General features: G+C 71.2%; 12 protein-coding genes. 2 read left to right on the top strand and 10 right to left on the bottom strand.

Annotation, left to right across the window (positions count from 1 at the left end; translation table 11 throughout):
* Positions 1–270: 270 nt before the first annotated feature.
* On the top strand, positions 271–942 hold the full coding sequence (locus ACIBI4_RS11675; RefSeq protein ID WP_399203531.1) for a lysophospholipid acyltransferase family protein: 672 nt from the start codon (positions 271–273) through the stop codon (positions 940–942).
* 67 nt (positions 943–1,009) lie between these two features.
* Here ACIBI4_RS11675 and ACIBI4_RS11670 read toward each other — a convergent pair whose 3' ends face one another.
* The 9 genes from ACIBI4_RS11670 to argC form a co-directional block, all read right to left on the bottom strand.
* Positions 1,010–1,900: a S1C family serine protease gene (locus ACIBI4_RS11670; RefSeq protein ID WP_399203530.1), complete on the bottom strand. Its 891-nt coding sequence runs from the start codon at positions 1,898–1,900 to the stop codon at positions 1,010–1,012.
* A 144-nt stretch (positions 1,901–2,044) separates the two neighbouring features.
* A complete protein-coding gene (locus ACIBI4_RS11665) occupies positions 2,045–3,589 on the bottom strand; it encodes an MFS transporter (RefSeq protein WP_399203529.1) in 1,545 nt (514 codons plus the stop codon).
* Positions 3,590–3,591: 2 nt separating this feature from the next.
* Positions 3,592–4,137: a TetR/AcrR family transcriptional regulator gene (locus ACIBI4_RS11660; RefSeq protein WP_399203528.1), complete on the bottom strand. Its 546-nt coding sequence runs from the start codon at positions 4,135–4,137 to the stop codon at positions 3,592–3,594.
* A gap of 160 nt (positions 4,138–4,297) precedes the next feature.
* Positions 4,298–5,728 (bottom strand): argininosuccinate lyase, encoded by a 1,431-nt coding sequence (gene argH, locus ACIBI4_RS11655; RefSeq protein ID WP_399203527.1) that lies wholly within the window; start codon positions 5,726–5,728, stop codon positions 4,298–4,300.
* 162 nt (positions 5,729–5,890) lie between these two features.
* Positions 5,891–6,424, bottom strand: a complete 534-nt coding sequence (locus tag ACIBI4_RS11650) for an arginine repressor (protein WP_399203526.1) — start codon at positions 6,422–6,424, stop codon at positions 5,891–5,893.
* A 7-nt stretch (positions 6,425–6,431) separates the two neighbouring features.
* Positions 6,432–7,622: an acetylornithine transaminase gene (locus tag ACIBI4_RS11645; RefSeq protein ID WP_399203525.1), complete on the bottom strand. Its 1,191-nt coding sequence runs from the start codon at positions 7,620–7,622 to the stop codon at positions 6,432–6,434.
* Positions 7,619–8,560, bottom strand: a complete 942-nt coding sequence (gene argB / locus ACIBI4_RS11640) for an acetylglutamate kinase (RefSeq protein WP_399203524.1) — start codon at positions 8,558–8,560, stop codon at positions 7,619–7,621. Before argB ends, ACIBI4_RS11645 begins: the two co-directional genes overlap by 4 nt.
* Positions 8,557–9,711, bottom strand: coding sequence for a bifunctional glutamate N-acetyltransferase/amino-acid acetyltransferase ArgJ (gene argJ, locus ACIBI4_RS11635; protein WP_399203523.1), 1,155 nt, complete (start codon positions 9,709–9,711; stop codon positions 8,557–8,559). The genes argB and argJ overlap by 4 nt, the downstream gene beginning before the upstream one ends.
* Entirely contained in the window at positions 9,708–10,736 is a 1,029-nt protein-coding gene (gene argC, locus ACIBI4_RS11630; RefSeq protein ID WP_399203522.1) for an N-acetyl-gamma-glutamyl-phosphate reductase, read from the bottom strand. Before argC ends, argJ begins: the two co-directional genes overlap by 4 nt.
* Positions 10,737–10,886: 150 nt before the next feature.
* On the opposite strand from argC, the gene ACIBI4_RS11625 reads away from it, so the two are divergent.
* Positions 10,887–11,987 carry a winged helix DNA-binding domain-containing protein gene (locus ACIBI4_RS11625; protein ID WP_399203521.1) on the top strand — a complete coding sequence of 367 codons (1,101 nt, stop codon included), beginning with the start codon at positions 10,887–10,889 and terminating at the stop codon, positions 11,985–11,987.
* A gap of 49 nt (positions 11,988–12,036) precedes the next feature.
* Here ACIBI4_RS11625 and ACIBI4_RS11620 read toward each other — a convergent pair whose 3' ends face one another.
* A complete protein-coding gene (locus tag ACIBI4_RS11620) occupies positions 12,037–13,296 on the bottom strand; it encodes an MFS transporter (RefSeq protein ID WP_399203520.1) in 1,260 nt (419 codons plus the stop codon).
* Positions 13,297–13,347: the final 51 nt, after the last annotated feature.

Here is a 13,347-nt window from a genome sequence, read left to right as displayed (position 1 = left end):
AAGGCCGTACGACCTCGTACGAGGAGTGGTAACCGTCCGTCTGTGATGTCCCGCACCTGTCAACGCGAGTCATCGATGCTAGGGGGCTTGATGTGACGAGGGGGAGCCCCTGAAGCCAACGCAATGCAAACTGAGCGCAAAGCCGCGTCAACTCTGCGTATCCACGTGATGAACCCGACTCGCTAGGACGGCGGAACCGCGAGTATCGTCCTCACCTGCACAGACAACTCGCCCAGACCACCCCGCCAGCCCTTGACTCCGGAGGATTCGTTGTCCCGCTTCACCCTCATCAAGGCAGTACTCGGCCCGGTTCTGCGCCTGATGTTCCGCCCACAGGTGGAGGGTGCGGAGAACATTCCGGGCACGGGGCCCGTGATCCTCGCGGGCAACCACCTCACGTTCATCGACTCGATGATCATGCCGCTGTGTCTGAAGCGGCAGGTCTTCTTCATCGGCAAGGACGAGTACGTGACGGGCAAGGGCCTCAAGGGCCGCGCCATGGCCTGGTTCTTCTCCGGCACCGGAATGATCCCCGTGGACCGCGACGGCGGCCGCGGCGGTGTGGCCGCGCTGATGACCGGCCGCCGTGTGCTCGAAGAGGGCAAGGTCTTCTCGATCTACCCGGAGGGCACCCGCTCCCCCGACGGCCGTCTGTACCGCGGCCGCACCGGCATCGCCCGGCTCACGCTCATGACCGGCGCGCCCGTCATCCCCTTCGCGATGATCGGCACCGACAAGATCCAGCCGGGCGGCGCGGGTCTGCCGCGGCCCGGCAAGGTGACGGTCCGCTTCGGCGAGCCGATGGAGTTCTCGCGGTACGAGGGCATGGACCGCGACCGCTATGTGCTGCGGGCCGTCACCGACTCGGTGATGTCCGAGGTGCTCGCGCTGTCCGGTCAGGAGTACGTGGACATGTACGCCACGAAGGCCAAGGCGGCCTGATCCGTCGGTAGTTCCGAAGGGCGTCGTGCCGATGGGCACGGCGCCCTTCGGTCTGTGGGTGCGCGGCTCACCCGCCCGACGCCACGATCGTCTCCGCGGCCTGGAGCGCCTCGCCCACCGGGATGGCGAAGCCGATCCCTATCGAGCCGCCGCGCTCCTGGTCGAGGGTGGCGATGGCGGTGTTGATCCCGATCACCTGCCCCTCGGCGTCGACCAGCGGTCCGCCGGAGTTGCCCGGGTTGATGGACGCGTCGGTCTGCAGCGCGCGCCGGTCGCCGTCGCCGAGGCTGACCTTGCGGTCGAGCGCGCTCACGATGCCCGCGGTGACCGTCCCGGACAGGCCGAGCGGGGAACCGATGGCAAGGACCGTGTCGCCGACGGACGGTTCGGCGTCGGGCGCGAGCACGGCCGCCCTGAGACCTTCCGTACGGGCGGGGCGCAGGACCGCCACGTCGAGGTCGGGATCCGTGCCGAGCACCTCGGCGTCGAGCCGGCGTCCGCTCTGCAGGACGACGGACACCTGTGAACTCTCGCCCACGACATGGGCGTTGGTGAGGACGCGTCCGTCCGCGTCGAAGACGAATCCGGACCCCTGTCCGCCGGACGCTTCGACGGAAAGGACGCTGGGCAGCACCCGCGCGGCCACGGAGTCCAGCCCCGTGGTGTCGCGCGCGCCGGGCGGCCCGCCGTCCCTGTCCCCCCACTGCCCGGCCCCGTAACCGGCCGCTCCGCCCGCGAGGACGGCGGCGACGACCGCGGCGAGGACCGGGCGCGGGGTGCGGCGCCTCGGTCCGGGCGTTTCGGGGAGCGGGGCGTACGGCGTCGTATACGAAGGGACCGGCGCATACGGCCGCGCCGGATACGCCTGCGTCGGGTGGGGCGGTCCGAAGCTGCCGGGCTGCGCGATGCCCTGAGTGACGGCGGGGTCGACGGGTCCTTGGCGGTAGGGGTCGCTCATGCTTCCTCCTGGGCTGCCCAACCCATTGAGCGTCCCACCCGGTGGTGCCGCGGGACAGAAGGCGTCGGGGAGCGCCGCCTTCCGGCAGCGCTCCCCGACTCTTACGGCTCGCGGTACGTCAGTGCTCGACGTGGTCCGTATACGTCAGTGCTCGACGTGGTCCGCCAGCTTCTGTCCGCGCAGCAGGAACCAGGCCGCGACCGCCGCGGCGAGCAGCACCGCGGAGCCCACGCCCGCCGCCATGCGCAGACCGTCCACGAACGCGTCCTGCGCCGTGGTGAGCAGGGCCGCGCCCTGCTCGGCGGGCAGGGAGCCCGCCGACTCCCAGGCACCGCCCAGGGATTCACGGGCGGCGTCCGTGGTGCCTGCGGGCAGCCCGGCCGGCGCCGAGAAGTCACGGTAGACGCCGGTGACGATCGAGCCGAGCAGGGCGATACCGAGCGCGGCACCGAGTTCGTATGCCGTCTCCGAGACCGCGGAGGCCGAACCGGCCTGCTCCTTCGGCACGCTGGAGAGGATCACGTCCGCCGTGACGGTGAACGCGAAGCCCGCGCCGACGCCGACGACCAGGAGCACCGTGCCGAGCATCGGGTAGCCCGTGCCGCGGTCGAGCAGGGTGAGCACGCCGAGCGCACCGCCGACGGCCGCGAGTCCGCCCGCGACGACGGTACGGACCGAGAAGCGGCGGGCGACGTGTCCGGCGATCAGACCCGCCGTCACCGCGCCGAGGGCCGCCGGCAGTTCGGCCAGGCCCGCCTCCAACGGCTGCCGTTCCTGGACCAGTTGCAGGAACTGCGACAGGAAGAACACCAGACCCGACAGACCGAGGATGGTCAGCAGATCCGCGAGGACGGCCCCGGAGAAACCGCGGTTGCGGAAGAGCTCGACGTTGAGCAGCGGTGCGGGCAGGGTGCGCTGACGCCGTACGAACCAGATCAGCGTGCCGACACCGATCACCGCGGTGGCCAGGACGTTGAGCCCGAAGCCGTGGGCGGCCGCCTCCTTGATCGCGTACACGATCGAGACGATGCCGACGAGGGAGAGCCCGACACTGAGCAGGTCCCACGGGCCGGGCGCCGGGTTCTTCGACTCGGGCAGGAGCTTGATGCCGACGAGCACCAGGACGGCCATCACCGGCAGGTTGATCAGGAAGACCGAGCCCCACCAGAAGTGCTCGAGCAGGAAACCGCCGACGACGGGACCGACGGCGGCACCGGCCGAGGCCATCGCACCCCAGATACCGACGGCGAGTGAGCGCTCGCGCGGGTCGTGGAAGATGTTGCGGATCAGCGCGAGCGTCGAGGGCATCAGGGTGGCACCGGCGACACCGAGCAGCGCGCGGGCCAGGATCATCATCTCGGGCGTGGTGGCGTACGCGTTGAGCACGGACACCGCGCCGAACGCGACCGAGCCGATGAGCAGCAGCTTCTTACGGCCGATGCGGTCACCGAGGCTGCCCATGGAGACCAGCAGACCGGCGATCACGAACGAGTAGACGTCACCGATCCACAGCAGCTGGGTGCCGCTGGGGCGCAGGTCCTCGCTGATGTAGGGGGTGGCCAGGCCGAGCACCGTCGCGTCGATGCCGACGAGCAGCACGGCGAGGGCCAGGACGGACATGGCCAGCCAGCGGCCCGGGTGAGGGGCGGCCGCCTTCTCGGCTGTTATCGCGTCTCGGGTGGTGGTCATGGCTATGCACTCCGTCGTACGCCGCCGAGCAGCAGCTCGACGATCATGAACTGGAAATCCTTGGCGGCGACCCGGCCGTCCTGCACGGCCCAGGCACCGGAGCTGATGAGGCCGTACAGGGCCTCGGACAGCCAGGTGGCGGACAGGTCGACCCGGAACTCGCCGGACTCCTGGCCGCGTCGGAACAGGGCCTCGATCCGGGCGTCGAGCCGGCTCCAGCCCTCGTTCATCCCCTCGGACTCGAAGAGCTGGTTCTCGGTGACGAGGAAGGCGAGGACACCGGCGACGGGCTCGACCTCGGTGACGAGGCGGCGGACCGCGTCTGCGGCGTCACCCTCGTCGAGCCGGGCCGCGTCGACCGCGGCCTCCAGCCGGCTGAGGCCCAGCTCTTCCAGCGCCCTGATCAGCGCGTCCCGTCCGGCGAACTGCCGGTGCAGGGTGGCGCGGCTGATCCCGGCCGCCTTGGCCACCTCGTCCATGGTGGACGTGGCCTTGCGGGTCAGGAGCGCGGCGGCGCTGTGCAGGATGTGCTCACGGTCGACTGCCATGAGACGACTGTACCCCACGTGAGACATCTTTGTCTCACGTGGGATGCTGCCGTCTCTCGGCGCGCCCGCCCCGGCACGCAAAAGGGCCCGGCCACCATGACGGTGACCGGGCCCCTCTTGCTCGCACGGCCTACTTCTTCGCTGCCTACTTCTTCGCTGCCTACTTCTTCGCCTCGGCCCAGGCCAGCTGGACGTCCAGATCCTGCTTGACCTCCGCCAGCTGGACCGCCACCGCGGACGGTGCCGTGCCGCCGCGGCCGTCGCGGGAGGCGAGGGCGCCCGGGACCGTGAGGACCGTGCGGACCTCGGGGGTCAGATGGGCGGAGATCTTCGCGAACTGCTCGTCCGTGAGCTCGTCCAGTTCCTTGCCCTCGGACTCGGCGACCTTGACGCACTCCCCCGCGACCTCGTGCGCGACACGGAAGGGGACGCCCTGCTTGACCAGCCACTCGGCGATGTCCGTCGCGAGCGAGAAGCCGGCGGGGGCGAGCTCCTCCATGCGGTCGCGGTGGACCGTGAGCGTGGCCATCATGCCCGTGAACGCGGGCAGCAGGATCTCCAGCTGGTCGCAGGAGTCGAAGACCGGCTCCTTGTCCTCCTGGAGGTCGCGGTTGTACGCGAGGGGCAGCGCCTTGAGCGTCGCCATCAGGCCGGTCAGATTGCCGATGAGGCGTCCCGACTTGCCCCGCGCCAGCTCGGCGATGTCGGGGTTCTTCTTCTGCGGCATGATCGACGAGCCCGTGGAGAACGCGTCGTGCAGCGTCACGAAGGAGAACTCCTTCGTGTTCCAGATGATGACCTCTTCGGCGATCCGGGAGAGGTTCACACCGATCATCGCGGTGATGAAGGCGAACTCGGCGACGAAGTCACGCGAGGCCGTGCCGTCGATGGAGTTGCCCGCGCTGCCGTGCTCGAAGCCGAGGTCGGCGGCGACCGCCTCGGGGTCGAGCCCGAGGCTCGACCCGGCGAGCGCGCCGGAGCCGTACGGCGAGACGGCCGTGCGCTCGTCCCACTGCCGCAGCCGCTCGGCGTCCCGCGAGAGCGACTGGACGTGCGCGAGGACGTGGTGGGCGAAGAGCACCGGCTGTGCGTGCTGGAGGTGCGTCCGGCCGGGCATCGCCACGTCCGGGTGTTCCTCGGCGAGGCCGACGAGCGCGCCCTGAAGGCCGGCGATCAGGCCGCCGATGATCCGGGCGTGGTCGCGCAGGTACATCCGGAAGAGCGTGGCCACCTGGTCGTTGCGGGACCGGCCCGCCCGCAGCTTGCCGCCGAGTTCGGCGCCGAGCCGCTCCAGGAGGCCGCGCTCCAGGGCGGTGTGGCAGTCCTCGTCGGCGATCGTGGCGGTGAACGCACCGCTCGCGACGTCCTGTTCGAGCTGGTCGAGGCCCGCGATCATGCGCTCCAGCTCGTCGGCCGTGAGCAGCCCCGCCTTGTGCAGCACGCGGGCGTGCGCACGCGAGCCGGCGATGTCGTACGGCGCGAGCCGCATGTCGAAGTGGACCGACGCGGACAGCTTCGCCAAGGCGTCGGCGGGGCCGTCGGCGAAACGGCCGCCCCAGAGCCGGACGTCACCGCTGTTGTTGCTGCTCACTGCGCTTGCTCCTCAGACTCTCAGGCTCTCTCAGGCTCCCGCCTATGCATGATTATGCAGAGCCCTGCATGGTTCGTCAATCCGGCCCGCCGCGCCGCCCTCGCCGGACACAGAGCGGCCGGCCCGCGGGAAACCCGCGGACCGGCCGCACCGGAACATCGGCTAGCTCCGCTGGGCCAGCTTGAGCAGATGGTCCGCCAGGGCCTGCCCGCCCTCCGGATCCCGGCTGATCAGCATCACGGTGTCGTCACCGGCGATCGTCCCGAGGATCGGATGCAGCTCGGCCTGGTCGATCGCCGACGCGAGGAACTGCGCCGCCCCCGGCGGCGTCCGCAGGACGACGAGGTTCGCCGAGGCCTCCGCCGAGATCAGCAGCTCGCCCGCGAGCCGCCGCATCCGCTCCTCCTTGGCGGACTCGCCGAGCGGCGCCTGCGGCGTACGGAACCCGCCCTCGCTCGGGACCGCGTAGATCAGCTCACCGCCGGTGTTGCGGATCTTCACCGCACCCAGCTCGTCGAGGTCCCGCGAGAGCGTGGCCTGTGTGACGGTCAGCCCGTCGTCCGCGAGCAGCTTCGCCAACTGGCTCTGCGAGCGCACCGGTTGACGGTTGAGGATGTCCACGATCCTGCGGTGCCGCGCGGTCCGCGTCTGCGGCACCGACGGGCCGTTCTGGTCGTTGCCCTGAACCTGGCTCATCGTCGCCTCATTCTCCGCGTCCGTCCTGCGCAGCGTCGAGGATGCCGGGCAGCGCCTGGAGGAACGCCGCCACCTCGGCCTCGCCGATGGTGAGCGCCGGCATCAGGCGGATCACATCGGGCGCGGGTGCGTTCACCAGGATCCCGGCCTCCTGAGCCGCCTGCTGCACCTGGGGCGCGAGCGGCTCGGTGAGCACGATACCCAGCAGCAGGCCCGCGCCACGGACATGGCCGACCAGCGCATGTCCCACGTTCTCGATTCCGTCGCGGAGCTGCTCGCTCCGGAGCTTCACGTTGTCGAGCAGTCCGTCGGCCTCGATCGTCTCCAGTACGGCGAGTCCGGCGGCGCACGCGATGGGGTTGCCGCCGAAGGTCGTGCCGTGCTGACCGGGCCTGAGCAGCTCGGCCGCCGGTCCGAACGCGACGAGCGCGCCCAGCGGGAGGCCGCCGCCGAGTCCCTTGGCGAGCGTGACGACATCGGGCTCGACGCCTTCGTGCGCGAGGTACTCGAACCATTGCCCGGTCCGTCCGATCCCGGTCTGCACCTCGTCGAGCACAAGCAGCGTCCCGGTGGCGCGGGTGATCTCGCGCGCGGCCGTGAGGTAGCCGGCGGGCGGTACGACCACGCCGTTCTCGCCCTGGATCGGCTCGATCACCACGAACGCGGTGTCCGCGGTCACGGCCGCCCGCAGCGCCTCGACGTCCCCGTACGGGACATGGGTGACATCGCCGGGCAGCGGGCCGAAACCGTCCTGCTTGCCGGGCTGCCCGGTGAGCGCGAGGGCACCCATGGTCCGCCCGTGGAAGCCGCCGTGGGTCGCGACCATGTGGCCGCGTCCGGTGAGCCGGCCGAGCTTGAACGCCGCCTCGTTCGCCTCCGTACCGGAGTTGCAGAAGAAGACGCGGCCCGCGCGGCCGAAGCAGCGCAGAAGGTGTTCGGCGAGGGCGACGGTCGGCTCGGCGATGAACAGGTTGGAGACCTGGCCGAGGGTCGCGACCTGGTCGCTGACCGCGCGGACGACCGCCGGGTGGGCGTGGCCGAGCGCGTTCACGGCGATACCGCCGACGAAGTCGAGGTACTCGGTGCCGTCGGCGTCCCAGACCTTGAGGCCCTCGCCGCGACTGAGCGTCATGCGCGGGGTGCCGTAGTTGTTCATCATCGCGCCTTGCCAGCGCTCGGCGAATCCGGCGTTGCTCATGCTGCGTCCCCCTCGGGTGCGGCATCGGGCACGACCATCGTGCCGATGCCTTCATCGGTGAAGATCTCCAGAAGGATGGAGTGCGGTACGCGCCCGTCGATCACGCGGGCGGTGTGCACCCCGTTGCGTACGGCGTGCAGACAGCCCTCCATCTTGGGGACCATGCCGCTCGCCAGCTCCGGGAGGAGCTTCTCCAGTTCGGTGGCGGTGAGCCTGCTGATGACCTCGTCGGAGTTCGGCCAGTCCTCGTAGAGGCCCTCGACGTCGGTCAGGACCATCAGGGTTTCGGCATCCAGCGCAGCAGCGAGTGCCGCAGCCGCCGTATCAGCATTGACGTTGTAGACATGTCCGTCGTCCTGGGAGCGGGCGATCGAGGAGACGACCGGGATGCGGCCGTCGGCGAGCAGGGCTTCGATGGCGCCGGTGTCGATCTCGGTGATCTCGCCGACCCGGCCGATGTCGACCAACTCGCCGTCCACCCGCGGCTGGTGCTTGGTCGCGGTCATCGTGTGCGCGTCCTCGCCGGTGAGGCCGATGGCGAGCGGGCCGTGCTGGTTGAGCAGCCCGACGAGCTCGCGCTGCACCTGTCCGGCGAGCACCATCCGTACGACGTCCATCGCGTCCTCGGTCGTGACCCTGAGGCCCGCCTTGAACTCGCTGACGATGCCGTGCCGGTCGAGCGCCTTGCTGATCTGCGGGCCGCCGCCGTGCACGACGACGGGCCTGAGTCCCGCGTGGTGCAGGAAGACGACATCCTGCGCGAAGGCGGCCTTCAGCTCCTCGTCCACCATGGCGTTTCCGCCGAACTTGATGACGACGGTCTTGCCCTGGTGCCGGGTCAGCCAGGGCAGCGCCTCGATGAGGATCTGCGCCTTGGGCAGCGCGGTGTGCTTGCGGGTCGTGCCGCTGGAATGGCCGGGGCTCTTGGGATCGCTCATGAGGAGTACGCGCTGTTCTCGTGGACGTAGTCGGCGGTCAGGTCGTTGGTCCAGATCGTGGCGGTCTCGCCGCCGGCCGCGAGGTCGGCGACGATGTGCACCTCGCGGTAGCGCATGTCGACGTTGTCGCGGTCCTCGCCGACGCCGCCGTTCTTGCAGACCCAGACGCCGTTGATCGCGACGTTCAGCTGGTTCGGGTCGAACGCGGCCTCGGTCGTGCCGATCGCGGAGAGGACACGGCCCCAGTTGGGGTCCTCGCCGTGGATGGCGCACTTGAGGAGGTTGTTGCGGGCGATGGACCGGCCGACCTCGACGGCGTCCGCCTCGCTCGCGGCGTTGATGACCTCGACCTTGATGTCCTTGCTGGCACCCTCGGCGTCGCGGATCAGCTGCTGGCCGAGGTCGTCGCAGACCTCACGGACGGCGGCGGCGAACTCGGCGTACTCCGGGGTGACTTCGGCCGCGCCCGAGGCGAGCAGCAGCACCGTGTCGTTCGTCGACATACAGCCGTCGGAGTCGACCCGGTCGAAGGTGAGCCGGGTGGCGTCCCGCAGCGCCTTGTCGAGTACGTCGCTGTCGAGCGCCGCGTCCGTCGTGAGGACGACCAGCATGGTGGCGAGGCCCGGCGCGAGCATGCCCGCGCCCTTGGCCATGCCGCCGACGGTCCAGCCGCCGCGGCTCACTACGGCGGTCTTGTGCACCGAGTCGGTCGTCTTGATCGCGATGGCGGCCTTCTCGCCGCCGTGCTCGGAGAGTTCGGCGGCCACCTGCCCGACGCCCGGGAGCAGCTTGTCCATCGGCAGGGTGACGCCGATCAGACCGGTCGAGCAGACGGCGACCTCTCCGGCGTCCACGCCGTCGAGAACATCGGCCACCTTTTCGGCGGTGGCGTGCGTGTCCTGGAAGCCCTTCGGCCCCGTACAGGCGTTGGCGCCACCGGAGTTGAGGACGACGGCCGCGACCTGGCCGCTCTTCAGGACCTGCTCGGACCACAGGACGGGAGCGGCCTTGACGCGGTTGGAGGTGAAGACACCGGCCGCCGCCCGGCGGGGGCCGCGGTTGACGACGAGCGCGAGGTCGGGGTTCCCGTTCTCCTTGATTCCGGCGGCGATGCCCGCGGCCTGGAATCCCTTGGCTGCCGTCACACTCACGGCGCGACTCCGATCGTAGAGAGCCCCGTGGTCTCGTCGAGACCCAGAGCGATGTTCATGGACTGAACGGCACCGCCGGCGGTGCCCTTGGTGAGGTTGTCGATCGCGCTGATCACGATGATCCGCTGGGCGCTCTCGTCGTACGCGACCTGGATCTGCACGGCGTTCGAGCCGTACACGGAGGCGGTGGCGGGCCACTGCCCCTCGGGCAGCACGTACACGAACGGCTCGTCCGCGTACGCCTTCTCGTACGCCGCCCGTACGGCCTCGGCGGTCACCCCCGGCTTCGCCTTGACGTTGCAGGTGGCGAGGATGCCGCGGGCCATGGGGGCGAGGGTCGGCGTGAAGGAGACGCTCACGCGCTCCCCCGCGGCGGCGCTGAGGTTCTGGATCATCTCGGGGGTGTGCCGGTGTCCGCCGCCGACGCCGTACGGGGACATCGACCCCATGACCTCGCTGCCCAGCAGATGCGGCTTGAGGGCCTTGCCCGCCCCGGAGGTGCCGGTGGCGGCGACGATCACGGCCTCGGCCTCGGCCAGACCGGCCGCGTACGCGGGGACGAGGGCGAGGGAGACGGCGGTCGGGTAGCAGCCCGGGACGGCGATCCGCTTGCCGCCCTGGAGCGCCTGGCGTGCGCCGGGCAGCTCGGGCAGGCCGTAGGGCCAGGTCCCGGCGTGCGGCGAGCCGTAGAACTTCTCCCAGTCGCCCGCGTCCTTCAGCCGGAAGTCGGCACCCATGTCGATGACGAGGGTGCCGTCGCCCAGCTGCTCGGCGACGGCGGCGGACTGGCCGTGCGGCAGGGCGAGGAAGACGACGTCATGCCCGGCGAGCACCTCGGTGGTGGTCGGCTCCAGGATCCGGTCGGCGAGGGGCAGCAGATGCGGCTGCAGGCCGCCGAGGCGCTGTCCCGCGTTGGAGTTCCCGGTCAGCGCACCGATCTCGACACCGGGGTGGGCCAGCAGCAGACGCAACAGCTCCCCGCCCGCGTACCCACTCGCTCCGGCCACTGCGGCACGTACCACCATGGTTCTCTGCCTCCCTCTCGATGGCATGACTATACGTCGCGCCGTACTCTTATGCAAAGAGTATGCAGGCGCCGGCGCATACCGGCCACGCGCGCGGCGCGGATGGGGCAGGCTCGGCCCGAGGGAACGGACGGGGAGAGGGTGGGCCGTATGCCGGGTGGAGCCGTACTCGACAACCGGGCGCTGGGGCGCGCCTCGCTGGCTCGGCAGCTGTTGCTGCGGCGGCATGGGCTGGGGGTCGAGGAGGCTGTCGAGCATCTGGTCGGGCTCCAGGCGCAATTGGCGAATCCGCCCTATGTGGGGCTGTGGTCACGGCTGTCCGGGTTCGCGCTCGCCGATCTCACGGAGTTGCTGACGGCGCGGGACGTCGTTCGGGGCGGACTGATGCGCGGCACGCTGCACGTGGCGACCGCGCGGGACTTCCGGCGGCTGCGGCCCGTGCTGCAGCCGGTGTTCGACAAGGCGCAGCGCGGGTTCTTCCGGCGGGACACGGAGGGGATGGATCTGGGTGAGCTGACCGCGTTCGGCGCCTCGGTGCTTGATGCGCGGCACAGTACGAACGGCGAGCTGCGGGCCGCGCTGGCCGAGCGGTGGCCCGAGCGGGACGCGACCGCGCTGCTGCACTCGGTGCAGTACCTGCTGCCGATGCTCTACGTTCCGCCGGGCGGCACGTGGGGCGCGGGCGGCGCGACACCGATGGCCACCGTCGAGTCCTGGCTCGGCGGCCCGCTGCCGGAGGCCGACGGCCCGGCCGAGCTGATCCTCCGCTACCTCGCGGCCTTCGGACCGGCGACGGTCAAGGACATCCAGGCCTGGTCGGGCCTGACGCGGCTGAAGCAGCCGGTCGACGAGCTCAGGCCGAAGCTCGTCACCTACCGTTCGGCCGAATCGGGCGCCGAGCTGTTCGACCTGCCCGACGCGCCACGCCCCGATCCCGACACCCCCGCGCCCGTGCGCTTCCTCCCCGAGTACGACAACCTCCTGGTCGCGTACGCCGACCGCACCCGGATCATCAGCGACGAGCACCGCGCGATCACCAACACCCGCAACGGCAGCGTCGCCGCGACCGTCCTCGTGGACGGCCGGGTGGCGGGCCGATGGAGGATCGACCGGGCGGCGAAGACGGGACCGGCGGCGCTGGAGGCCGAGATGTTCGTCCCGCTCTCACCCGCCGATCGCGAGCAGGTCGAGGCGGAGGGTGAGCGGCTGCTCGCGTTCATCGGTGAAGGTGGAGCGGTGCGCGTGGTGTGAGAGGTGCGCGTGGCGTGAGGGGTGCGCGCGGCGTGTGGGGTACGCATGGTCATGGCTTCCGGTCCTCCTTACGGGAATCCGCGGCGCGCGAGAAGTGGCGGCTCGTGGGGACGAGGGCCGCCGCCGCGGGTGCGAGAAAGCAGGTCACGGCGCACACGGCGAGGACCGGACCGGTACCGAACGCCGTGATCGCGGGGGCGATCAGCGCCAGGCCGACGGGGGCGAGCCCGTACGAGAGCAGGAAGTCCAGGGACGACACCCGGGCCAGCTTGTCGGGCGCGGCCTCCCGCTGGGTCGCGGTGAACCAGGGGACGTTGAAGAGCTCGATGCCGATCCCGGCGACCGCGTACGCCGCGATGACCACCGCCGGGTGGACCGGCAGCATCAGCGACAGCGGCGCGAAGCCGTAGGCCGCCAGCCCGGCGAGGGCCGTCCAGCCCTGGGCGCGGGGCCGCAGCCGGGCGATGAGCACGGCGCCGGCCAGCGCGCCCAGGGTGTACGCGGTCATGGCGGCCGCGAGCACGAACCCGGTGCCGTAGCGGTCGCGGCTGACCAGCGGCAGGGCGACCCCGGTCGCCGAGTAGCCGGTGGCTATGACGGCGGTGAGCGCGGCGAGCCCGGCCACGAACCAGGGGTGGCGGCGCGCCTCGCGTACGCCGTCCATGAACTCGCCGGCGAAGGAGCCGCGTCGGGGCTCCCCGGAGGGAGCGGCGGGCTTGCCGCGTCCCGGCGCAAGGGCCGCGACCAGCCAGAGCGCACCGATTCCGAGCAGCAGCGCCGCCGTATCGAAGAAGGCGGCCAGGAGCGCGGCGAGCGAGGGTCCGAGCAACGCGCTGACGCGCACGGAGAAGGTCATCGCCGCGTTGGCCTGCTGCCGCCGCGACGGGTCGACGATCTCGGCCGTGAGCGCCTGGAACGCGGGGCGGCAGGCGCCTTGCCCCGCCCCGGCGAGCGCGGCCGCCGCCATCATCAGGGCGGTCGAGCGCCCGAGCCCGGCGGCCAGCAGCGGAGCGGCGGCGGCCGCGGCGAGGGCCGACCAGAGGACGACCGCGCGCCGCGCGTGGCGGTCGGCGAGGACCCCGCCTATCGCGACGGCGAGCAGGAAGCCGCCGGTGCGCGCGGCGAGCACGAGCCCCAACTCGCCTGCGGTCAGGTCGCGTTGGAGGACCGCGAGACCGAGCACGAAGGGCAGGGCCCAGGTCGCGAGCCCTGAGGCTGTCGTGCCGGTCCACAGGCGCAGGAAGGCCGGCTCGCGGAGAACCGAGCGCTGTGGAGCGGTCGGCGGCACATGGGTGGATGAACTGGTCAAAGTGGTGCACTCCAGTCGAGTTGCAGCGTGCGGGCAGGCATCGAGGGCGGG

It is taken from the genome of Streptomyces sp. NPDC050418 (assembly GCF_044458745.1).
Taxonomy (GTDB): Bacteria; Actinomycetota; Actinomycetes; order Streptomycetales; family Streptomycetaceae; genus Streptomyces.
The sequence above is the reverse complement of the archived record's forward strand: the minus strand, read 5'-3'. Positions and strand labels throughout refer to the sequence as shown.